We start from the raw sequence: 22,333 nt of genomic DNA on the forward strand, positions 1-22,333 counted from the left end.
AATAAAGGATCTGGATGAAGAAGTAGCAATAATATTATGCCTGCTAGTATATAGGCTACAGCCGCTAAAAGAAAAGGTCCAGCTAAACTGGGAACTCCAATGGATAATGCAAACTCTCCCGTAACGTTAACTAAGTTGGGACCGGCTACCGCTCCGATCGTTGTAAAGACCATAGCCATACTCGCAGCTGTTGCTCTCTGCTTTGAATTCGCGAGATCTGTACCGGCATAACGAGCCTGCAGGTTTGTAGCCGTTCCCGATCCATAAATAAGAAGGGAGACCAAAAGCAGGGTAATACTATTCATAAGAGCTGCAACAACGACACCGATCGCCCCAACTCCCCCTGCAATAAAACCGAGTCCCAACCCCATCCGTCGGCCAAATCTTTGGGAAAACCGACCAACGAGGAGCGCTGCAACAGCTGATCCAAGTGTAAATAGTGCTGTAGGAATCCCCGTGAACTTATCCGTACCCAGCATATCTTGCGCCAATAACGCACCCACGGTTACTCCGGCAGCCAGTCCGGCGCCTCCAAAAATTTGAGAGAAAATAACGGTGATAAGCGTACGACGATACAGTTTTCTTTGCTTATCTGAAGATTCCACATAGGAATTGATAAGCGCTTGCTTCTTCTGCGAAGCATTCGTCAAATTCATTAAGGCTAACATCCTCCCCTGATTCCCTTCAAAACAGTTATCTGTTTTTCATCAAAAAGTGACAAGCATTCAATCTTCATGAGCCTGTCACTTCGTTAAGAATAAAGTCGTTCCAATCGTGAACACTCTTATCCAAGTGTCTAGCTTCGAAACCATGAGCTTGCAACAATTCAATAGCTCTAACCGCCATTAAGCAATACGGGCCTCTGCAATAAGCCACAATCTTCGAGTCGGCTGGCAACAAGGATAACTGCTCCGCTAATTCTTCAATTGGAACGGAAACAGCTCCCGGTATATGGGCAGTTTCATATTCATCTCGCGGCCGTACATCAAGAAGTGTGACTTCCCCTTTTTCCATCCGCATTGCCAATTCTTCCATTGTGACTCCTTCAACATCTGAGAATTGACCCAAAAATTGCTCCTTAATGTGCTGAACTTCAATTAACTGCTTTTCAGACAGGTCATACAGTGAATTTAAAAAGTGCAAAACAGATGAATCAGAAAGTTCATAATACACAAAGTTCCCCTGCTTTTTGGATTGAACCAACTTAGCCTGATATAGAGTTTGTAAATGCTGAGAAACATTGGCAACGGACATCGAAGTCATTTTAGATAGAACTTCAACTGATTTGGGTCCTTGTATGAGAATATCAAGAATTTCCAACCTTTTCGGGCTGGACAAGCATTTTCCGATCCGTGCGTATTCGGTGAAAAGACCATCTTTGAAATCTCGTTCGTTCACTATCAAACACCCCATTAATTAAACTATTCAATTAACTTCTTTAATTAAGAAATTATAAATCTTCCTTTTTTTCATGTCAATTCTGAAATATATTCAGTTTTCACGCAAAAAAAGCCAGCTGCATGAGCTGGCAAAAATTCATTTTCCCCTTTAAACCACTTTCAGACTGACTTCTCCCTGTAATTCCCCATCCGCTGAGGCTTGAAGCAACAGCTCACCAGCCACATCCCCTGATTGTACAATCACAAGACACCTTCCTCTGTGTGTTCGTCTCCCTTTCCCCTTGTAGGGTTCATCACTGGTGAGATCTCCATTGTCTATTCCAAGGATACGACCATCACCATGCAGTTCAAAGCTCAAATCAACATCCTGGTTGGGTACAACAATCCCATGTTGATCTATAACGGTTACTTCCACATGAGATATTTCATGCCCATCAGCAGGGAGAATCGCCCGATCAGCCTCCAATTTTAGTGCATAAGGAAGCCCAGCGGTGGTCAGTTCATGCTCACAAACCTGCTGATTCCCATTACGGCCTATAGCCCGAATTTTTCCTGGTGTATAGGGAAGTTCCCATAGGATTAAATGATTAGGGTAATCGGTCAACTTTCTCTCACCGTATGATTCCTCGTTCACGATCAATTCTACGCTCTCACAATTGGTAAATGTAACCAACCGTATCAGTTTTCCTGCGTATTCAGGAAATGTCCAGTGATCTTCCATAGTCGGCGATTTCCAGTGCATTGTCCATGTGGGATTATATTCCGATTTCATATGATCGTTAAATACGGCTATGTGCACAACTGGCTGATCAGACCATAGACTTTGTTGGAGATAAGATACAGGTTTGCGGAACCCACATGTGTCGATCAGTCCGGAGGACCATCCTTTAGAGGGGTAGCTTGTTTCTCCCAAATAGTCTATTCCACTCCAAACAAATTGACCGATCACATAATCATGATTAGCGACATCAAACCAGGGATTCAGGGGTAAATAACCTTTAACCCGGTTATCTTTACCCCGATAGTATGGGAATGTCTCTGTTCCGAGGATAAGCGTATCCGGCATGGCTGCTCTATAGTGCTCATACCACTGTTCCTGATAGTTCAGCCCTAGCACATCCACTCGTTGTGCCAGCAGCTTGGTATGCTCCACCTTGGATTCAATCGGACCATCACGCAAGTTGATTGGTGTATTATGCGGCTCAAGCGCACAGGTAACAGGCCGGGTTGGGTCTTTTTTATGGCAAAAGGCAACGAGTTGCTCCAGCATGTTTAGCATGGACGGTTGACCTTGGTTCTCCACTTCATTACCAACACTCCACATCAAAACACTAGGATGATTCCTGTCTCTAACAAGCATGGCCTCCAGATCCTTTTCCCACCATTCATCATATAAATGCTCATAGGAGAGAGATTTCCATTTATCAAAAGCCTCATCAACCACCAAAAAACCCATCTGATCACATAAGTCTAATAGTTCGGGCGCCATAGGATTATGAGCAAAACGGATTGAGTTACAGCCCATTTCCTTCAGCTTCTCCAGCCTTCTCTTCATTGCTGTATCATGATAAGTAGCCCCCAGGCAGCCTAAATCATGGTGAATGCACACTCCCTTCAGCTTCAAGCTGCTTCCATTCAACAATAATCCTTTTTGAGAATCGAGGATCACTTTTCTTATACCAAAAGGGGTACGATAACGATCCACCTCAGTATTGTCGCAATAGATCGTCGTTTGGGCTTCATAGAGCACTGGATGGTCCGGTGACCATAATTCCGGCTCTAAAACTCGTGTTTTCTGCTCAATTTCCTCTGATTCTAAGCCTGCAAGGGTTACTCGGTTTTCAATTTTCTCTTTTAGTTGTCCCTGTGAATCCAATATTTCAGTCATAATCGTACACTCTACGGCATGCGCATAATGATTACTTACCTGGATTCTGGCACTCACCTTGGCTTCATCTGGTGAAATTTCAGGTGTGGTAATATAAGTGCCCCATTCGGTTATGTGAAGATAATCCGTATAAATCAGCCAGACATTACGATAAATACCTGCCCCTGAATACCATCTGTCAGGTGGAAGAAGCGTATTGTCCACTTTGACGGCAATTACGTTCTCCTCATCCCACCGAATATATGGAGTCAAATCATACTGAAAGCTAACATATCCATAGGGCCGCTTGCCCACAAAATGCCCATTGAGCCAAACCTCACTATTACTGTGAATGCCATCGAATTGTATGTATACGCGCTGTTTTGGAGAGGAGGGCTTCACATTAAAATGCTTTCTGTACCACCCGACGGACCACCTGGGCAAATAAGCTTGATTGCCGCCATACGGCATATGTGGATCAAACGATTTTTCAATACTCCAATCATGAGGGAGATGAAGGTCCCGCCAATGCTCATCCTTATAATCTGTCTTCTCAGCACCTGTGTAGTTGCCCTCTACGAATTTCCAATCTGTTCTGAACGGCATAATCACTCTGCTTCCCATTATCTTGCCTCCATTTCATAAAGTAGATGAACGGATATAAACAACAATGTGGGATGATCATCATAGGTATGGTCTCGCTTACAATATTTCAAACACGGGGCGATCCTCAACAAAGTAGACGGGGAGCGTTGGAAATTGGAGGGAAAGTGTATCAGCAAGATACTTCATACCAGGCGCTTCACTCTCAGCATGTCCCAGCATGATAAGTGCTTTATTTTGCCCTTGATAGACAGCGTCTTTCACATATTCCGGTGTTTCCCATTCGGGCCCTTCACCAGCAATGATCAGGTCTACATTTTCATGTAGAAGTAATGGTATGGCTAGTTCACCACCTCCCCTATATCCGACTAAGATTCCCACTCGTTCACACGACATGGATACCTCGCCAGCTACTCGTACATAACGAATATGAAGTTTGGCTTTCATATATTCAGCGATCTCCTTAACTTCCATAGCCGGAATAGCCAAAATGGCGGAAGAGGGCTGCTGTTTCACAACGTAAGGATGCCAATCAAGCGCCTGAAGAAGTCCAACCATCACTCCATCTGGCTGATAACGGTGTATGGTGTCATGAAAACGATAGATCCCTACGCCTGAGTCGGCGACCAGGCGAGATTTGTGCAAATAGACAGGATCATGTAGTAAACATTCCTGGATACCGTGATGGCTATAATACATACCTTCATGCGTAATAATAAAATTCGCGCCAAGCGAAATAGCTTGTTCTATTACATATTGTGATGCGCAGAAAGCGGTTACAATTCCTTGAATCTCAGTATCCCTAAGCTCTGGGTTAAGCAGATCTACGGTCGTATTGGGTATGTCTATTCCCTTTGTCAGATGAATCACCATCTGCCCCATAGTCATGATCATACATGTATCCCTCCCCATGAAAAATATGTATCAATTGTACCATTTTATTCTATCATGGGGCCTATTATTTCTAGCAAAATAGCCAGCTCCAAGGGAGCTAGCTGTTTTTGCGAATGCATTTATTTTTTTATTTCAGAACTCCCAAAATGGAGTCGATTCGTTCTTTTGCTCCTCGCCAAGATGCCATGACCGGGAATGCATATTGCTCTCTTGCTCTCAAATTCCATGGATGAGGAATACAAAGCACCTTCTTCCCGTCCTCCAGCGCAGGCACTAGATTATGGGGACCATCATCAATCAGGAGATCATAGTTAATCAGATTCTTTCGTTTACATGGGAAAAAGTTCTCCATCGGAATGAATGGCATATGCCTTTGAAGCCAATTCCATTTCTCCACGACGGTTTTTGGTTCTGCCGCTGTCACAATAATGACATCAAAAGCATTGCAAAGCTTCTCCATTTCTTCTACAACATACTCGTCATACAGCTCAAGTTCCTCAAACAAACCCGGTCGTCCATAAAATACATCATGTGTGCTTTTGGGATGACGTAGATGATCGGTGTTCCAATCTAACATGTCTTCATAATGAAGCGGATGAGTGGGAAATTCACTATTGTTATGGTATATAGCCCGTTTGACGAGATGACAGATCGTATCGTCCATATCGACTGCTATGATTGGTTTTCTCATCATCTGCCCCTATCTATTCTAGTAAAAGTATTACGAGAATATCATACAACAATTTAATACCGGGGTGAAGCTTGGCATGGGCTATACTATCGGTTCCTCAGATGACTCCTGATAGCTAACCAAACATATTGTTAGGTTAGTTTACATTCAACAAAGCAATCATGAAAATTATTTAGGTTTTATTTTAATATTTTTAGCTAACTTGCCAACGTAAAAAATCAAGAAAACACATCACAATAGAGAGAAAATCCATCATAAAACCTTTAAAAATCACACTTTAATAAGAATTCCATACAGATATACTCCAAAAACAAAAATAAATTAAAAAATCAATTTAATAACAAATTCACAAATGATAGAATAACGAAAAATAACTTCTTCAAAAATGAAAGCGCTTTATATCGTGTTTAGCTTACTGCTATTTACATACTTACATACCTACTCCACCTCTATATAGCAGGAAGTTGAATAATATATTTTAGGGAGGAATATAAGTGAACGCATTGTTAAGAAAAGCATTATTGTCTGGACTCGCTGGTCTGCTTATCATGATTGGTTTGGGGGGATTCTTCTCCAAGGCGCAAGCTGCTTCAGGATTTTATGTAAGCGGTACCAATCTGTATGACTCTACAGGCAAACCGTTCGTTATGAGAGGCGTCAATCACGCTCACACTTGGTACAAAAACGATCTTTATACTGCTATCCCAGCAATTGCTAAAACAGGTGCTAATACAGTCCGAATTGTCCTTTCTAACGGAAACCAGTACACCAAGGATGACATTAATTCCGTGAAAAATATTATCTCTCTCGTCTCCAACCATAAAATGATTGCTGTACTTGAAGTTCATGATGCTACAGGTAAAGACGACTATGCGTCTTTAGATGCAGCAGTGAATTACTGGATTAGTATAAAAGATGCTCTGATCGGCAAGGAAGATCGGGTTATCGTGAACATTGCGAACGAATGGTATGGCTCTTGGAATGGAGGCGGTTGGGCAGATGGGTATAAGCAAGCGATTCCCAAGCTAAGAAACGCAGGTATCAAAAATACGCTCATCGTCGATTGTGCAGGCTGGGGACAATATCCTCAATCTATCAATGACTTCGGTAAATCTGTATTTGCAGCTGATGCTTTGAAGAATACGGTATTCTCCATTCATATGTATGAGTTTGCTGGTAAAGATGTTCAAACGGTTCGAACCAATATTGATAACGTTCTGAATCAAGGGCTCCCTTTGATTATTGGTGAATTTGGCGGTTACCATCAGGGAGCAGACGTCGACGAGACTGAAATCATGAGATACGGCCAATCTAAAAGCGTAGGCTGGTTAGCCTGGTCCTGGTATGGCAATAGCTCCAACCTTAATTATCTTGATCTTGTGACAGGGCCTAACGGCAATCTGACCGATTGGGGTCGCACCGTGGTAGAGGGAGCGAACGGGATCAAAGAAACATCGAAAAAAGCCGGTATCTTCTAAAAAGACAATAAGAATATAAAAAGGCTCATGGTTGAACGACCATGAGCTATCTATTTTTAATACTTTGTACTAAAGTCTTCGCTGAGCGCTTCTGATCTTGCATTCCCTGATTTACAGGGTGATTTTAATTTCATACACAGGTACGATGCTGACCGTGCCAATATCCGCGATTCGTTCCTCCGCAGTCTCTTTCCAGCCAGCCATGGTCGTATTGCTGTTTAGAACCTTGCCCTTTCGAATTGGAGCAACGTATACGTACATCTCTCGCTCGATAAGCCGATGTTCAAATGATTTCAAACCTATTTCCCAGGTTGTGTGGTTACAGAAATTATCGTGAATCAGTTCACCGTCAATAAATGCATAACCAATGTCTCCCGTATAATCGATACGCAACAGAGCCTCTTTGATCCCATTGAGGGCATTTATTTCGAAATCAAGAACGAATTTATCATGGTTCACCCTTTTCAGATTAAATTGTATTTCTTTCTTAGGCACCCTTAACAGATACGTTGTAAATAATTCACTTTCTGTTGTTGCAGACAACTCTCCACCAGATATAGATGTGATTGAGTCATCAAAATCCGGGAATACACTCAGTGCTACAATCTCCTGATCTGTTGATTCCAGTCTTATCTCATCTTCGGATACAAGTAAATTGGCACTCGTCAAGATAACTCTGTCCCGACCTTGCAGGTTAACCTTCCAAAACTCCAAGCTTTGTTCATCAGTCATCGTGTAGATGGCGACTTTTAAGCCACTTTCAAATACCAGGCGGATAAGACTCTCTTCCTCTTCAGCAATCTGAATGATCGTATTCCCATCCAATTGTTCTATCGAACCTTTGTCGATTGTGGCACTGATGATATCTTTTGACTCCAATGCATACGTTCCTTTCATCCCGTCCGGTACAAAGAAAAAATAATATATTTCTCCTTCTTCTTCTATCCTTGTTATCAGCTGTGCTGTTGCATATTTGAGCTTTATTCCATCCAAATTGAGGTTAAATGGCAATATAGCGAAGCTATCACGTCCTAACGTTAGTTCACCTTGACTAGGGATTACAATCGTTTCCTCAGCCAGCTCGATGCTTACATTAAAATCGTACAGGTCATGATTTTCAACATGGTCCTGGAAATTATTTAGAAACAGGTAGCCCGACCCGGCACTGGAGCGCACCGCATATCGTAAGGTATCCACATCATAAGGTTCCATTCGGGACGTGTCCTCTGGCAGTATAGTCTTCGTCAGAGAGAATTGCTTTTGGAATGTTGAAAGAAAATAATGCTGCAGCTTTGTTCTTCGGTATGACTCCCTGATCTGACCAAATTCTCCGATCATGGCATTAAAATCATAGGATATTTTAGGTGTAGCCAGATCGTTTGTGAACGGGTTAACCTTACCTCGAGGATTGGAACCCCCATGATACATATAGTATCCGATCAGGTTACAGCCTTCTGCAACCTTCATGACAGTCATCGCTGGAACACTGCGATAGGGAAAGGCAAACCGGTATTTATAAAACTGAACCATACCCCCACCCATTTCGCAGCAAGCGTACGGATAGTCTTCCGGGGCGTATAGGGGCTCAAAATTGTAGCTTTTCGGAATCTTGTTATTATGCTTGTCTCGAAAAATGTATTCCGGTGTCGCAGGATGCTCATCCTTCCCCTCCAACCGTCCCTCTTCATAATAGATCCACGGCCAGTATGCATATCCGCCCCATAAGGGCAACATATCAGGAACAGGCGTTGTCGCTCCTCCCCATCCTGTGCATGTATAGATCGGAGTATCAATCCCCGCTTCCAGAGCTATTTCTTTAAGTTTTAACATATGCGAATTACCGTCACTCCCAGAGTTTAACCACATATCATTAATCCCTACAGTCAATCCCCACTGAGCAGAGGAATGATGATGCTCGTTTTCGATTTGGGTGCCGATGATCGGCCCACCCTCCTTATATAACAGCCCTTTAACCTGAATACCAATTTCGTTATACATTCTTCTTGTATAGAACAGATACCCCTCATCATTAGAACGAACCTCAAATGGGCGGCCGAATAGCCAATCCGGTATACCGCCGTTTCGGATTTCGCCATGATTGAAGGGGCCGATCCGGATAATAACATATAGCTGATGTTTGCCACACAACTCAATGAAATGGCGGAGGTTTTTATTCCTGCTCCAATTAAAAACACCTTCAACTTCTTCATGTAGATTCCAAAAAATATAAGTAGCAATGATATTGACGCCACCCATTTTTATTTTAATAATTTCGTCTTCCCAATAGCGTTCATCATAGCGTGTATAATGGAATTCACCACAAATCCCGAAAAAAGGCTCTCCATCCTTCTCCATAAAATAGTTGGTGAATCCGATTTGTTCTCCCTTTGGGTTGGTGCCGCCAAGTTTAAGATGTCCTTTCACAATCTGCTTGTGATCATCTTGGACCGTAATTCGATAGTTTCTCATGAAGTTCACTCCCCTCACTCATTCATATTGAATGACACCGGCTATCTCGGAGACAACAGGTTGTCTAAGATAGAAACTCTAATCTGAATTTAGGATAAATTGGTTCCACTTTCGCTGCCAAGCTATATCATTCCAGAATGGATGATGCGGAGCACAGTTGGAGCAGAGGGTCATTCCCCAGAACCCTAGTGCCATTCCTTTTCGCAATACATATTCGGCTATATATTTACCAACTGGACCTTCTTCAAATTGGGCATACAGCGGCGTATAGCCTACATAACCTTCTCCTATGACAATTGGAATACCGGAATGACGGGTCCATTCATGAATCTCTTCCAATCGGGAGTCGGCCTTCTGCAACATGGCCATTTTATGATCCCCGTACCGATCGTACAAAAATAAATCCCATTGATCCGGATCTACCCAGTCGTGCAAATAAATAAGCCTCATGCCAACGGGGTTGCCTTCCATCCGCCAATTCTGCTCTGGAGGCAGAATCCATTCTGCAAATGGAGGGGCTTCTTCCCTCAATAGGGATTTGACGAAGGGATTAGGGAACGGAGCCAGCTGATCATCAAGCCCTGCCGCTTCCATAAGCTCATTCAGCACCCCTTTAATATAAAGATGAAAATGGGCCACCTGCATATTGCGTGCCACGTAAGCTTTGGGGTAGGCTTCATTTAACGTATAGCTGGCTGTCATCATCATATCTGGATGGCATTGGCGAAGATATTCAATCGCTTCTTCTACATAAGGCTGCATTGCTTCAACAAGCGCTGGTATGTTCGTTTCCGCTATGCCCTCAGACGTTCCGACAGCGTTTAACTGCCCAAATTCCACTTCGTTATGCAACTCTGTATAGACAATCTGATCCCTATAGCCTTCTGCTGTAACAAAACGAATCAACTGATCCATTGATTTGGCTATGGCCATGAATCTTTCCTTAGGAGGGATCGCAGCTAATTCATCTCTAAGCTCAGTATGAGCCAGGAAGGTCGGACTCTGCTGATATTCCCAAGAGGATAATATAATGTAACAGTTATGTGCCTTTGCCTGTCTAAACAGCTCGAGCAAATGAGCATGCCCATCCAGCACTGCGCCGCCCCGACAGTTATACCAGCGCGTACGCTGGCCCACTTTCCCAAGACTCGCAAACTCCAAGGAGCCAGTACGTCTGCCATCCGCCGTAAACAACATGAAGGGCATGGCGCATATTCGGATCGTATTGTAGCCTCTTTCGACTGCTTCCTGAAAACGAGCTTCCAGATCGCTGTAGGGCTCCCCCTCCTGGGTCATGGTATACCAAGAGAAGTCCCACATCGTGATCGTCAATTTACGCGGTACATTTCTCATCAGATTACTCATGTGAACTCCCCTCCCAGCCCCAGTCCATAGGGTTCAATGCTCCTTAATCCCCAAGCCTTCCGCAGCCCTTCTATAGCCTGTTCAATCTGTCCAGTTCCCTTCATGCTCCATTCATCACTCCCTCATAGTCACTCTTATACAAAAGCTTACAAGTAAGCGATATTACATACAATTGACAATCCACTGTTTATGATGGACTATATACGTATTTCATCATTAGAGCCGCCTACGGCTGGGAGATAAATAATTTATGAATAAGAAAGCCGATGATTTTGAACGTAAAAAGGTATATGTCCTTCCTCCCTATATGCTGAGAAAATTAAAAATGAATCCGCTTACGAAAGATTTATATATTACGGATATAGGCTGCTTTAGCCATGCCCGTCATCATTTTCGTGAAAGAACAAATGGCTGCGACTCTCATATATTCATTTACTGTGCGAGTGGAAAGGGCTGGATACGAACCAAGGATAACCAAACCATTGTCCTGAAAGAGCGAAGCTTTGCGTACATTCCTAGGGACATGCCACATGCTTATGGGGCTGACGATGAAGATCCATGGACAATTTACTGGTTTCATCTTAAAGGGGATCAAATGGATGATTTTATGGCGTTGTTTGAGCCGTTTAAAATGTATATTTCGCTGGCTGCCAGTGATGAAATCAAACTGCTGGAGCTATTTCATCAGTGTTACGACCTTTTACTGAACAAATCATACTCCATGATACATTTAGTTCAAGTATCGCAAACCATCCGCTATCTGCTGAGTTTTGTTGTATCCGTTGCAGCTCGCAAGGAAGACAGCACGTACCAGAGCCATGTCGATAAGGCCATACGTTATATGGGCGAACAATTGGAATCTACCGTTTCGCTTGATGAGCTTAGCCAGCATGTTCAGGTATCCAAGCAGCATTTAAACCTAATATTCAAGCAATCAACCGGGTATTCCCCTGTCGATTACTATTTAAGAATGAAAATTCAAAGAGCCAGTCAGCTTTTGGATTTAACGAATGCTTCTATTAAAGAAATTAGCATACAACTCGGTTTTAGGGACCCTTATTACTTCTCCAGGCTATTCAAAAAAATAATGGGCTGCTCTCCTCTGGCGTACCGAAATAATTTAAAGGGCTGATCCATAGATGATCTTCCCCCTACACGGATCATTTACGGATCAAGGGGCAAGGTCTATACTTAAGTACAAAAAAGGAAGTTTTGTATGCTCCTAACGTTGAATCGTAGACTCAATTCAGCTATGCCGCTAATCACACCCATCAGCATTCTAATCGGCGTCCTGATCGGTACGCCGTTGTCCCAATATACTGAGCTTTCTCCCTGGCTATTTGCCTTCATGACCTTCGCGGGCAGCATCAGCATGGGATTCAAGGATTTTATCCATGTAATCAAGCATCCGGGTCCGCTGATCGCCTGTCTGTTTATTCTTCACCTAGCCATGCCGCTTCTCGCCATGCTGCTTGGGCATCTGGCTTTCAGTGACGATCCTTATACGATTACTGGACTGATTCTTGGTGCAGCTATCCCTACTGGCATTTCCAGCTTCGTCTGGGTTAATATCTACAAAGGCAATACAGCCCTTACATTGGCGATCATTCTAATCGATACAATTTTGGCCCCGTTCGCTGTGCCCGGCATTATGTCCCTGCTGATCGGAGCGAATGTCCAGCTCGACACCTGGGCAATGATGCAAAGCCTGTTCTGGATGATTGTCGTTCCTTCACTAGTTGGCATGGTGTTGAACGAATGGACCAAAGGAAAGATTAAGCAGGTGTGGGGACCTCGGCTGGGCCCGTTCTCCAAGCTCGCCATGGCTCTGGTCGTCATGATTAACGGATCTGTTATCGCACCTTATCTGGTCGATTTTAATCTCAAGCTTGTCGGAGTATGCCTCTCCATCATTATCCTTGCCTCCACTGGATATGCGATTGGTTATCTCATATCAGGGCTAATGCGGTGGAATAATGCAGACCGTACGGCGCTTGTCTTTAACGGCGGCATGCGCAATATTAGTGCGGGGGCCGTGCTTGCCATCACCTACTTCCCGGCTCCGGTAGCGCTGCCCGTTGTGCTCGGAATGATTTTCCAGCAGTCCACGGCATCTCTGGTCGGATTTTTGCTGAGTCGCCGCGACCGTGCCAACGCTAAGAATAAGCGCAGTCCGGTCTCTGCTTCTTAAAATCGAAGCGGTTCTAATTATCAATAAAAAAGCCGCCAATATGGTATTATCCCCTTCTAGTAGACAAGAGAGAAAAGACATCTGGTAAGATGGACTTAATCTTGTTGAACGGAGGGGATTTTTCATGGCTAAAAAGGGACAATCATTCCGGCAATACTCCTTAGATGTAAAGATGGAGGCAGTCCGGTTGGTGAACGAAGAACATATGAGTATTCGTGAAGTGACGAAACAATTGGACATTCGTAATAAATCCCAAGTGCAAAGCTGGGTGATGAAACATCGAGCGGGGGAGAACCTCCAGCCAACGACCACAAGGCAGGGACGACCCAAAACGAAATTTTCCAGTATGGAAGAGGAGATGGCGTATCTACGGGCGGAGATTGAATATTTAAAAAAGCAGTATCCAAATCTACACAAGGAGTGACGAGGAAAGAAGCGAGGTTTGAAATTATTGAGGGAATGCGAACACGATATTCGTTGAAATGGTTACTTGAATTAGCCCATGTTTCTCGGGCAGGATATTATAAATGGAGAAAGACTCAGCAAACAACCCAGCAGCGTAAGCAAGAAGAAGAGCTCCTGGAATCGCATATGTTGTCGATCCACCGGATCCATCCCTATTTTGGTTATCTGCGGATGACCGTTGCTTTACGTAGAGAAGGTATCTTGGTCAATCACAAAAAGGTGTACCGCCTAATGAAGAAATTAGGGATCCGTTCCGTCATTCGAAAGAAGCGGCGCTTTTTTGGCAAACAGGCATCTGTGGTAAATACCAACCGATTAGATCGACAATTTCAGGCAGATGCTCCTTTATCCAAGCTGGTTACCGATATTACATACATACGAGCTGGAGAGCGGTTTGTATATCTCTCTGTCATTCAAGATCTGTTTAACAATGAAATCGTGGCTTGGCGTCTTTCGGAACGAAATGACCTTGCTCTAGTTAGCGAGACGCTAGACGTTCTAAGTAAGAACGTGAACATGAAGGGTGTCATTCTCCATTCAGACCAGGGTTTTCAGTATACCTCCAAGCCGTTTAACCGCAAACTTAAGCGGCTTGGAATGCTTGGGAGCCATTCAAGGCGTGGAAATTGCCTAGACAATGCCTGTATAGAATCCTTTTTCTCCCATCTTAAAACAGAGAAGATTTATTTAACGAAACCCGGAACCCTAGCGGAGGTAGAACAACACGTACGGGAGTACATTTCTTTTTATAATGAAAATAGATTTCAGAAAAAATTAAACAACCGTTCCCCGATTGAATACCGAGAAACGGTTGCTGCTTAAAGATGTCTTTTTAGTTCTGTCTACTTGACAGGGGTATGACCAATATGGCGGCTTCTTTATGATTACCTGTAATCAATCCTCACTCATTACCTTATTTAGTTTTTCATAAACAGACAATAAGGACTCTCTTTCTTCTTCGGTTAGGTTTTCAAATAGTTTTCTTCTAAGCTTTCGTCCTTCTTCCTGCGCTTTATTTAGCATTTCGTCACCAGCATCAGTTATTTGCAGGTACACAATCCGCCGGTCCTCCTCATCCGCCACTCGGACAATCAACCCTTTTTTCACAAGCTTTCCAGATAGATGGGTTAATGTCGGAGGAGTTAGCCCCAATAATCTGGCCAGATCAGAAGGGCGATACTTCCCGTAATTATTTAGATACGAAAGAATAAGAATATGTGATATCCCTAGATTCTCATTAAACATTTTATTCCATCTAATTAATAGGTTGTTGGTAACTTGGTCCATAGCATGAATCAACGTAAATATATTTTGTTCTTTCATTAACACTCTTTAACCTGCTTTCTCAAATAAAAAAATAACCCCCTATATTGTATAGGGGGCTTGTATAAAAGTCATTCTTTACTGAAAGAAGGTCAGGCATATATCCTTTTCCAGTAAAGTAAATCCTAATTTTATTGGGCAGAAAAACCACCGTCAATAACAAGCTCCGATCCCGTAATGTATGAAGACTCGTCCGAAGCCAAAAACAAGGCAGCGTTAGCTACATCATCAGGTCGACCAAGCCGCTGCAACGGAGTCGCTTGAATTAAGTGGGTCAGCATTTCCCTGGATGTGCTGAGCGCTTCAGTCATTGGTGTCTCGATAATGCCCGGAAAAAGCGTATTTACACGGACTCCAACCCGGCCGAACGTTGTTGCCGCAGCCTTCGACAAAGCACGTACAGCACCTTTTGAAGCGGAATAATGATTAAATCCCTGTCCGATTTGAGCGGTGTAAGAAGAAATATTAATAATAGAGCCACTCTTTTGGGCAGCCATATACGGAGCTACATGCTTAATACCTGCAAACGGACCATATCCGTTAATCGTCATCAGTTTATGCCAGTCATCTTGGTCGATATCCTGATATCCTTTTTCAGAAGTTATTCCTGCATTGTTAACCAGAATGTCAATTTTACCGAATTTAATGTTCACTTCTGCGGAAAGAGCCTTCCAATCCTCGTCAGAAGAAACATCCAGTTTCATTCCGTACACATTCGTTTTCTTACTAGCCCGTTCTAGAGCTTGATCATTGATGTCTGCAGCAATAGCTACAGCTCCCTGCTCACTGAAGAGGTCGACCATCCGTTCTCCTATCCCTGATCCTCCGCCTGTGATAATAGCAACTTTACCTGCCAGTCTATTCATGTCGATATCTCCTTTTATCATTATCAATCTGCTCAAATCCTATATATTTAGAGACATTATTTATATATCTAAATATTAGATATATAAATAATGTTCCTTTTGTAGTCAACATACAACTGCTGCTTTATCCCAGCTGTATGGTTAGCAGAGGAATGCTGGGCTATGTAGAGTGGAGTAATATTATCTCTACTGGATAATAAAAAGCACCAGAGATTTCTCTGGTGCTCCTGCTTCTAAAGTATTTACCAACTCACGGCTCTTCGCTGTTCCTCAATGTTTTCTTAGGTACTCCGTCCAGTCCATATTCCTCATCATATCTGTGAGTAACTATTATAACTGATACAATCATCTTTACAATGATTTTAAATGCCCCCGGTAATATTGAATTAGTGGTAGATTTTCTCTCTCCATACTTTCCATTGGTGTATTAAAATCAAAAGGAACGAAGATAATGCCTTTCAACATATTGTTCTTTATCTGGTATGCTTTTGATCAGTCTACTTTGCTGTTTGTGAGACTGGCTGGGGAGGGCTGAACAATCGATCAAAGCGGCGCATCAATCCTTCAAGCGGACCAACAGGAAGCTTAGCAAACAACAATCCCAGCAACAGTGTTGCAACTGCGATCATTACATCGGCGAACGGGACTCCGTCCAGACTATGCCCAATCTTTGTCAGATCGAGAACCCATACTACTACAAATTGAATGGCATACATGGTCAGAGCCACACGCCCGACTCCTGCGAAAGGCATTAGTACAGCGGAAGCCTTTTTCGATACGAGGCACGCAACGCCCAATACCAGGAGTGAAATTCCTAATCCTATCATCGTCTGGAATGTCGAAGCGGTGTGTGGAGCCGTTCCCAAAAGGAGCTGCCACATCGGTGTCTCCGTATTAAGAGGCCAAATTGCGTACTCATCCGTCGGTTGTACAGGAACAACTCCTTGCACACTTATCAGCCATTGTTCAAAGTGAAGATTCCAATTCGGAAGTATAAAAGCGGCCAGTGCTTTACCAATAACAAGCATAACGATACCACTGCCTGCGAGTAAGAGAGCTGTGCGTAATCTGGTGAGATCAAAGCGGCCAATGGCCATACCGGCAACAAACGCAGGAGTCAAGGCGAGAGCAGACATCGGACCTCCCGCGATATCACTAAGAAGATAAGCTTTCGAGAAAATGCTTGATCCAAGAATCATTAGCGGTGGGGCTGTCACGAGCAAAACTGCTGCTGTTGTAACAATGGTGCGGGTCGAACGGCGAAATAACATTAGGGCCAACACAAACATAGCTGCATAGGCAGGCAGAATGATGCCATATGAAGTGTTCAGCATAATTAGCAAATACCCGATAATATCAACAAATACGGCGCGTGCCAGCATTCGCGCACGGAAAGCGGCCGTATCCGCTCCCCGTTCCATCATGCGCTGTGCCATAATGGAATAAGATATACCCCCGCACAATACGAATAATAGTGTCGTGTTTCCGGAAACAATCGCAGAAACGTTTGGGTTCGATCCGAAGTGCTGCAAATACATTCCCAGCACCGCCATTCCTCGTACTGCATCAAGTGCTACAAGACGCCCGGTGCCCCGCCTTCTTTTCGACTCTTCTACAGAGCTTCGAGAAGGAATATCGGTTTGTGTAACGTCGTAGGATGAATTGGATATACCTGCTGTATCTACTTCTTTTTCATCTAATTTATTAGCAACCGTCTTTTCATTTACTTGATTTTCATTCAATTGGCTATTTACGGAAAAGGCTCGTATTTTGATATTGGCCTCTTCCTCATATTTTCTGACAGATCTGCTTGTCAGTTTGATACTGCTTAGCAACTTGCATTCCTCCTTGAAAATCCTGGACTCGTATTTTTCATCAACCCGCATGTACAGGATGATGTTACGCTATAGTCCAATATATCCTGCAGATGTCGCTAAAGTTTGATCAAGTTGTAAACAAAATGTCACAGTAGGCGAAACCGTTTTATCGCGAAAATAGCCTTATTCACAGTTGATCACTGGAATAAGGCTGTTTGCAAAATTACTTAGGATTTGCTGGGAACAGCATTAAAAATGGAATTGGCCAGCAAACGGAATTGTTGCTGCGAATGAGCGCCATTGGTTAGATCGTTAGAGAAAACAGTAATATTCTTTTTGTTTTCCTTATAGGTGAAGGCCATAATCTTTCCTCTTGCAGCATCGTGACCTGGCCACCAGCCCGCTTTGAAGAAGTTTTCTTTATTACTAATGGTTGCAAGAATTTTTGCAGCTTTAGGTAGTTTCGTAATGTAAGAACCTGTAACGGTGTAGAAGTATTCTTCGTTATCGTAAGGGGCTGTAATCACATGATCCTGTTTGACATTCGCTAGGAAGACCCCTTCGTATCTTTCCCATGTCGGTCCAGCAAACGCAAATTGAGGAATCCAGTTTTTCACGTTACCCATCCCCATATTTCCATAAGCAATGTATGGTTTCCCTTTCTCGACAAGTTTATCGGAATCGAATGTATTCACCAACACATCGGCATGCTGCTGATCATCGGTCACTTTAAAACCGAGATTTTTGAGCACATAAGCCGATTCGCCGAGAGCGGCTACCGTAGAAGGTTTAAGAACTTTACCAACGGGTTTGTTATTGCCGAATGCCGTGACATCAAGATAGTATTTCGAGGCCAGCGGGTTCAGATCATCATAGACGACTGCAAAATCACCCGCTTCATACCCTGTTCCGCTTTTGGATAGCATCGTAACCACTTTGCCGGCTTTAAGCAATTCATTAACCGTTTTGATGGCATCGTTATTGGTGTTTCGGATTAACACATAGGCAGAATGATTCGGCATTGGTGTGGCCGGGATCGATACGGAAGTCACCGGAGAAGTTTTGCCCGCAAACACGCCGGCTTCTCTAATCACATCACGTTCAAATCCTCGCATGACGGGAAAGTCCTGCACAATCTCGCCAGCTACGGAAGCATAATCCGAGACGTTAATACCATCATATAAAACCATGTTTGCAATGCCGCGCTCAGCCTGGTGCATATTTATGATAAATGAACCCGCGGGGTAGGTCTTGCCAGCAGTACTTACAGCCTCTGTCGAGCGTTCAACCGTTACTCCATTGCGGATAAGATACTCAATCATCCGATAGGCTTCCAGCGGATTTTTTTGAAGACTTTTATCGGTCGGCAAAACGTAATACTCAGGAAAAAAATTCTCATTACCGTGACGGGGGCGACCAATGACTTGATTTTTTGCATTGACTAGATACCGATCTACGGCATGATCATCGATATTATTAACTCCACGTTCATATACTTTTAACTGATTCAAAAATAACTTTTCTTTCTTTTGCATAACATAATCGGTTGCTGCAGCGACACTATAATACAATGCTTTGGTCGACTCTTCATTCGATTCAGGTGTTTCCAGCGTATGTCCCATTGCACCATGGTGCATGGCGAAGACGGCTGTATACGCTGGAGTCGCATCGTCCCATCCCGAAGCAGTTCCCTTGGAAACATATTTAGGATTTTCAACCGTTTTCCGATGTTCTTCATAAGGAATATGGTAGTAATCATATCTCGTGTTTGCGATCCCTGCTTCACCCATGACTTTTGCCTGTTCTACCATGTTATCCATAAGCAGATCGTATTCAACATTCGGATCGTGAGGCGGTGTGGTAGGCTCAATCAGAAAATTCTTATCAAACCCATGCAGATCTAGGAAAGAAATGGGCGACCACTTGGCGATTTGCTCTGTGATACTGCGTGTTTCAGGCTGGGTTTGATATGAATTATCCCGATTCAAGTCAAAATATTCAGCATTAGAACGTTCGGTATGAACCCTTCCATCCGGGTTTTCCGTATACAGGAACAGAAAAAACACATGATCAAGCGCATCGTCCATGTTCAAATTTACCGTACTCAATTTTCCATTGGACGAGGTAGTCTTGTACGTAACACTTTTATCGAGGGCCATGGTCTTAAAATAATTGATAATCGCATCAAAGCCCGGCGCTTCATTTGGATGAATATTGTTGATCCAGATGGGCACTTGATAATCTCCGAATGCACCGGATTGGATATCGTCCTCCAGCTTTGCAGGATGATTCAGCATGGCAGGATGAGTTACATTCTGATATTTGTCAATCGTTGCTTGATCTTTGGCAACCACAGTCATATAAATATCGCGACCTTCAACGGATTTGCCGATCGACATCGTTTTAATGTATCTGTTGTTTTTTTGAGCTGCCTGTGCCGTAATCGCATCAATCTCCGGCTTCAGTTCATCATACGTACGGAAGCTGTCGTAGGGGACCAACTTAATGGGGGCCTGGGCAACGATTTTGCCGTTGACGGCAGCAGCTAGTTCATAGGTTCCCATCAACGAGGCGTACAGTGGACGCTGCAGACTCGGTTCGGCAAGATTATCCGTACCGTAAGTAAGATCGAAATTGATATTGGCAGTGGCTTCTCCGTTGTCTGCTTTGACCTGAGTAACAGTGATAAAGGGGGCGCCATTATAAGCGTGATCCTTGTACGATTTCCATTCCGATAATGGCTTGCCACCATATGTCCAGCTTATTTTCTTTATATCAGTACCCTTCAGAAGCTTAAATGTAGCTTTAATGGTTCTTTTCTTCGTCATGGATGCCACATGGTTATCCAATTTCAATGTTGGGGTATTTTTAACCTGCGTTGAAATTGCTTTTGTTGGTTGACTCTTATCGTTCAACAACATGCTTTTTGCACGTTGCGCAGCATCAGCCATAGCCATGTGCGGAGCAGTGATCTCCAGAAGCATGGCGGCGGATATAGTTAATGCCAAGCAGAACCTTACGATCTGTTTTGTACCCATTCTTTTTCCCCCTATAGATAACCGGAAGATCATGTTATGCTCTTCTTTATTTACCAAGAGCACTTACAGACTACTATCCGGCAAATTATGATTTTATTTATTGTTCAATCCTATTCAAATTCTGTTTTCTGCTTCTGCCCCGAAGAATTGTCTGTAATCGAATTTGAGGCGTCGGAATTTATGATACTTTGCACAAATTGCTTCAAATCCGTTCGACTTTTTACATCCAGAACAGCCGCTTTACCAACATAAGTTTCTTTTAATAGCTTCATTGGCGGTATTTGTTCATTTCCGTTTAATGTACTTTGATACCCTACTGAAGCCAAATTCCACATATCGGAGACTGACAAATTGGTATCGATATACGGACTGATTTCCTCTAGAATAGAAGGGAGCTTCATAATGGAAGTCGTTGTTTTCACCTTCTCGGCTAATGCCGTAATAAATTGGCGCTGTCTTTCTGTTCTAGAATAATCGGACATGGCATCATGACGAAAACGGACATATTGAAGCGCCGTTTTGCCGTTGAAATGCTGCTGTCCCTGCTTTAAATTAATATCGTACTCATGCAGATCGGCCTTGCTTTCATAGTACATATCCTTTTCGACATAAAAATCGAGTCCGCCTACAGAGTCCACGAGTTTAATAAACCCCTGGAAATCGGTATATACATAAAAATGAACAGGCACCCCCAGCAATTCGCTGACTGCTTTCATCGCCGTATCCGGCCCATGCGTAACAGCGGTGTTGATTCGGTTTTTGCCGTATCCGGGAATATCCGTATAGGTGTCACGCAAAATCGAAAACACATGGATATGCTTATCGGTAGGATTCAACGAAACGACCATCATGCTGTCGGATCTGGGTACCTCGCCCTTGGCGCTTCCACGGGCATCCACACCCATCAGCAAAATATTGACAGGCTCGGTTCCCTCCCATTCTGGAGTTTCCAGAGCTTCGGTATTATCGGTGCTTACATTAATGAACGGGGAGTTTGCCGGAGCCTTATTAAATCCTTCCAGCCCTTTGTAAATCGAAAAGAAATAATAAAAGATAAAGCTTACAGCAGCGACCACAAGTAACAATGTTACAAGCAATATCCTCTTTTTCCTCTGTGTCATATCATTCTTCCTTTCCAGATGATGAACGCGCCTGTCCCTTCTGTATTTAAGATTTTTGCAAGGCTGCTACGAGGAGTGAAGTGTAATATCGGCTACCATCTGGTTTTAAATGGACGCCATCTTTATAAAAGTATTCATCTTTGCCTACACTGGCTGAATACCAGTCCATCACGCTGACGTTGCTAAACTCATCGGCGACCTGTGCAATCGTGTCATTCACCGTGTTTTGCCATCCTTTCGGAACCCGGGTGGTGACCAAGATTACCTGTCTGGCTCCAGAAAGGGATTGCAGTACGTCGTGCAGTTGGTCTTTGCTAAACGGACCGTTGGTGCCGAGTTCGATAATGACCTGGTCTCCCAGTTTGCCTTGGGCGGCCAATTCATTAATGACTTTTACAGCTTGAGACATCTGCCGGCCAACCTTGCCGTCTACCGTCATATTCGGAAGCTGCTCTTTTAAATAAGGCTCAATTCCGACCGTAACCGAATCTCCAATCATCGTGACGCCCTCGCCGTTTAAGGACACGGAGGGTTGAGCTTGTTCTCCGCTGGTACTGGAAGCCCCAGGCTTTTGTGCAGCAGGCTGCATCGCATCAAGATTGTATAGAGGAGAATCCTTGCCGCGTGGTTCGTTATCATCTGAATTTTGCTTTGCGTGCATATGGAGACCTATGGCACCTATGACGATAAGGAGAATCATAAAACCCCATAATGCCCTCACTATCCCGACATTTTTTTTGTTCAT

17 protein-coding genes (1 of these 17 running past the window's edge) are annotated in these 22,333 nt (G+C 43.5%); 4 read left to right on the top strand and 13 right to left on the bottom strand.

Annotated elements, in window-relative coordinates; all coding sequences use genetic code 11:
• The 5 genes from ACXHJ2_RS20150 to ACXHJ2_RS20170 form a co-directional block, all read right to left on the bottom strand.
• On the bottom strand, nucleotides 1-656 hold the 5' portion of the coding sequence (locus ACXHJ2_RS20150) for an MFS transporter (RefSeq protein WP_165084644.1). It extends 628 nt beyond the left edge of the window; only the first 656 of its 1,284 coding nucleotides appear in the window; its start codon is at nucleotides 654-656; the stop codon falls past the left edge of the window.
• Nucleotides 657-732: 76 nt separating this feature from the next.
• Nucleotides 733-1,398, bottom strand: a complete 666-nt coding sequence (locus ACXHJ2_RS20155) for an ArsR/SmtB family transcription factor (RefSeq protein ID WP_013369284.1) — start codon at nucleotides 1,396-1,398, stop codon at nucleotides 733-735.
• A gap of 150 nt (nucleotides 1,399-1,548) precedes the next feature.
• Nucleotides 1,549-3,891, bottom strand: coding sequence for a glycoside hydrolase family 2 TIM barrel-domain containing protein (locus ACXHJ2_RS20160; protein ID WP_165084646.1), 2,343 nt, complete (start codon nucleotides 3,889-3,891; stop codon nucleotides 1,549-1,551).
• Between the two features lie 78 nt (nucleotides 3,892-3,969).
• Entirely contained in the window at nucleotides 3,970-4,764 is a 795-nt protein-coding gene (locus tag ACXHJ2_RS20165; protein ID WP_165084648.1) for a Nif3-like dinuclear metal center hexameric protein, read from the bottom strand.
• A gap of 127 nt (nucleotides 4,765-4,891) precedes the next feature.
• The gene (locus tag ACXHJ2_RS20170; protein WP_025675578.1) at nucleotides 4,892-5,455 is read right to left on the bottom strand and encodes a 5' nucleotidase, NT5C type; all 564 of its coding nucleotides are present in this window, start codon (nucleotides 5,453-5,455) and stop codon (nucleotides 4,892-4,894) included.
• Nucleotides 5,456-5,949: 494 nt separating this feature from the next.
• Here ACXHJ2_RS20170 and ACXHJ2_RS20175 point away from each other — a divergent pair, with 494 nt between their 5' ends.
• On the top strand, nucleotides 5,950-6,933 hold the full coding sequence (locus tag ACXHJ2_RS20175; protein WP_165084650.1) for a glycoside hydrolase family 5 protein: 984 nt from the start codon (nucleotides 5,950-5,952) through the stop codon (nucleotides 6,931-6,933).
• A gap of 111 nt (nucleotides 6,934-7,044) precedes the next feature.
• Here ACXHJ2_RS20175 and ACXHJ2_RS20180 read toward each other — a convergent pair whose 3' ends face one another.
• Both ACXHJ2_RS20180 and ACXHJ2_RS20185 read right to left on the bottom strand, forming a co-directional pair.
• Nucleotides 7,045-9,402 (bottom strand): beta-galactosidase, encoded by a 2,358-nt coding sequence (locus ACXHJ2_RS20180; protein ID WP_165084652.1) that lies wholly within the window; start codon nucleotides 9,400-9,402, stop codon nucleotides 7,045-7,047.
• 78 nt (nucleotides 9,403-9,480) lie between these two features.
• Nucleotides 9,481-10,767, bottom strand: coding sequence for a cellulase-like family protein (locus tag ACXHJ2_RS20185; RefSeq protein ID WP_165084654.1), 1,287 nt, complete (start codon nucleotides 10,765-10,767; stop codon nucleotides 9,481-9,483).
• Nucleotides 10,768-11,017: 250 nt separating this feature from the next.
• On the opposite strand from ACXHJ2_RS20185, the gene ACXHJ2_RS20190 reads away from it, so the two are divergent.
• The 3 genes from ACXHJ2_RS20190 (at nucleotide 11,018) to ACXHJ2_RS20200 (ending at nucleotide 14,245) form a co-directional block, all read left to right on the top strand.
• Complete coding sequence (locus ACXHJ2_RS20190) at nucleotides 11,018-11,899, top strand: AraC family transcriptional regulator (protein ID WP_165084656.1); 882 nt, start codon at nucleotides 11,018-11,020, stop codon at nucleotides 11,897-11,899.
• Nucleotides 11,900-11,983: 84 nt separating this feature from the next.
• The gene (locus ACXHJ2_RS20195) at nucleotides 11,984-12,958 is read left to right on the top strand and encodes a bile acid:sodium symporter family protein (protein WP_165084658.1); all 975 of its coding nucleotides are present in this window, start codon (nucleotides 11,984-11,986) and stop codon (nucleotides 12,956-12,958) included.
• A 124-nt stretch (nucleotides 12,959-13,082) separates the two neighbouring features.
• Nucleotides 13,083-14,245, top strand: a protein-coding gene (locus ACXHJ2_RS20200; protein WP_457874161.1) for an IS3 family transposase whose coding sequence is annotated in 2 segments (ribosomal slippage) — nucleotides 13,083-13,347 and nucleotides 13,347-14,245 — 1,164 coding nt in all. Because the reading frame shifts where the segments join, the coding sequence is not laid out codon by codon here.
• A gap of 72 nt (nucleotides 14,246-14,317) precedes the next feature.
• Here ACXHJ2_RS20200 and ACXHJ2_RS20205 read toward each other — a convergent pair.
• From ACXHJ2_RS20205 to ACXHJ2_RS20230, 6 genes are all read right to left on the bottom strand, one after another.
• Nucleotides 14,318-14,746 carry a MarR family winged helix-turn-helix transcriptional regulator gene (locus ACXHJ2_RS20205; protein WP_165084278.1) on the bottom strand — a complete coding sequence of 143 codons (429 nt, stop codon included), beginning with the start codon at nucleotides 14,744-14,746 and terminating at the stop codon, nucleotides 14,318-14,320.
• Nucleotides 14,747-14,877: 131 nt separating this feature from the next.
• The gene (locus ACXHJ2_RS20210; RefSeq protein ID WP_165084270.1) at nucleotides 14,878-15,612 is read right to left on the bottom strand and encodes an SDR family NAD(P)-dependent oxidoreductase; all 735 of its coding nucleotides are present in this window, start codon (nucleotides 15,610-15,612) and stop codon (nucleotides 14,878-14,880) included.
• A gap of 497 nt (nucleotides 15,613-16,109) precedes the next feature.
• Nucleotides 16,110-17,447: a DUF418 domain-containing protein gene (locus ACXHJ2_RS20215; protein WP_165084268.1), complete on the bottom strand. Its 1,338-nt coding sequence runs from the start codon at nucleotides 17,445-17,447 to the stop codon at nucleotides 16,110-16,112.
• Between the two features lie 209 nt (nucleotides 17,448-17,656).
• Nucleotides 17,657-20,467 carry a M14 family metallopeptidase gene (locus tag ACXHJ2_RS20220; RefSeq protein ID WP_165084266.1) on the bottom strand — a complete coding sequence of 937 codons (2,811 nt, stop codon included), beginning with the start codon at nucleotides 20,465-20,467 and terminating at the stop codon, nucleotides 17,657-17,659.
• A gap of 110 nt (nucleotides 20,468-20,577) precedes the next feature.
• Entirely contained in the window at nucleotides 20,578-21,588 is a 1,011-nt protein-coding gene (locus tag ACXHJ2_RS20225) for an LCP family protein (protein ID WP_165084264.1), read from the bottom strand.
• A 46-nt stretch (nucleotides 21,589-21,634) separates the two neighbouring features.
• Complete coding sequence (locus ACXHJ2_RS20230; RefSeq protein ID WP_165084262.1) at nucleotides 21,635-22,333, bottom strand: SGNH/GDSL hydrolase family protein; 699 nt, start codon at nucleotides 22,331-22,333, stop codon at nucleotides 21,635-21,637.

This window comes from Paenibacillus sp. ALE3 (genome assembly GCF_054113405.1).

Coding starts and splice junctions, on each gene's coding strand:
- ACXHJ2_RS20160 (WP_165084646.1), bottom strand. CDS start 3,891: ATGGGAAGCAGAGTGATTATGCCGTTCAGAACAGATTGGAAATTCGTA.
- ACXHJ2_RS20165 (WP_165084648.1), bottom strand. CDS start 4,764: ATGATCATGACTATGGGGCAGATGGTGATTCATCTGACAAAGGGAATA.
- ACXHJ2_RS20170 (WP_025675578.1), bottom strand. CDS start 5,455: ATGAGAAAACCAATCATAGCAGTCGATATGGACGATACGATCTGTCAT.
- ACXHJ2_RS20180 (WP_165084652.1), bottom strand. CDS start 9,402: ATGAGAAACTATCGAATTACGGTCCAAGATGATCACAAGCAGATTGTG.
- ACXHJ2_RS20185 (WP_165084654.1), bottom strand. CDS start 10,767: ATGAGTAATCTGATGAGAAATGTACCGCGTAAATTGACGATCACGATG.
- ACXHJ2_RS20190 (WP_165084656.1), top strand. CDS start 11,018: ATGAATAAGAAAGCCGATGATTTTGAACGTAAAAAGGTATATGTCCTT.
- ACXHJ2_RS20195 (WP_165084658.1), top strand. CDS start 11,984: ATGCTCCTAACGTTGAATCGTAGACTCAATTCAGCTATGCCGCTAATC.
- ACXHJ2_RS20205 (WP_165084278.1), bottom strand. CDS start 14,746: ATGAAAGAACAAAATATATTTACGTTGATTCATGCTATGGACCAAGTT.
- ACXHJ2_RS20210 (WP_165084270.1), bottom strand. CDS start 15,612: ATGAATAGACTGGCAGGTAAAGTTGCTATTATCACAGGCGGAGGATCA.
- ACXHJ2_RS20220 (WP_165084266.1), bottom strand. CDS start 20,467: ATGGGTACAAAACAGATCGTAAGGTTCTGCTTGGCATTAACTATATCC.
- ACXHJ2_RS20225 (WP_165084264.1), bottom strand. CDS start 21,588: ATGACACAGAGGAAAAAGAGGATATTGCTTGTAACATTGTTACTTGTG.
- ACXHJ2_RS20230 (WP_165084262.1), bottom strand. CDS start 22,333: ATGAACAAAAAAAATGTCGGGATAGTGAGGGCATTATGGGGTTTTATG.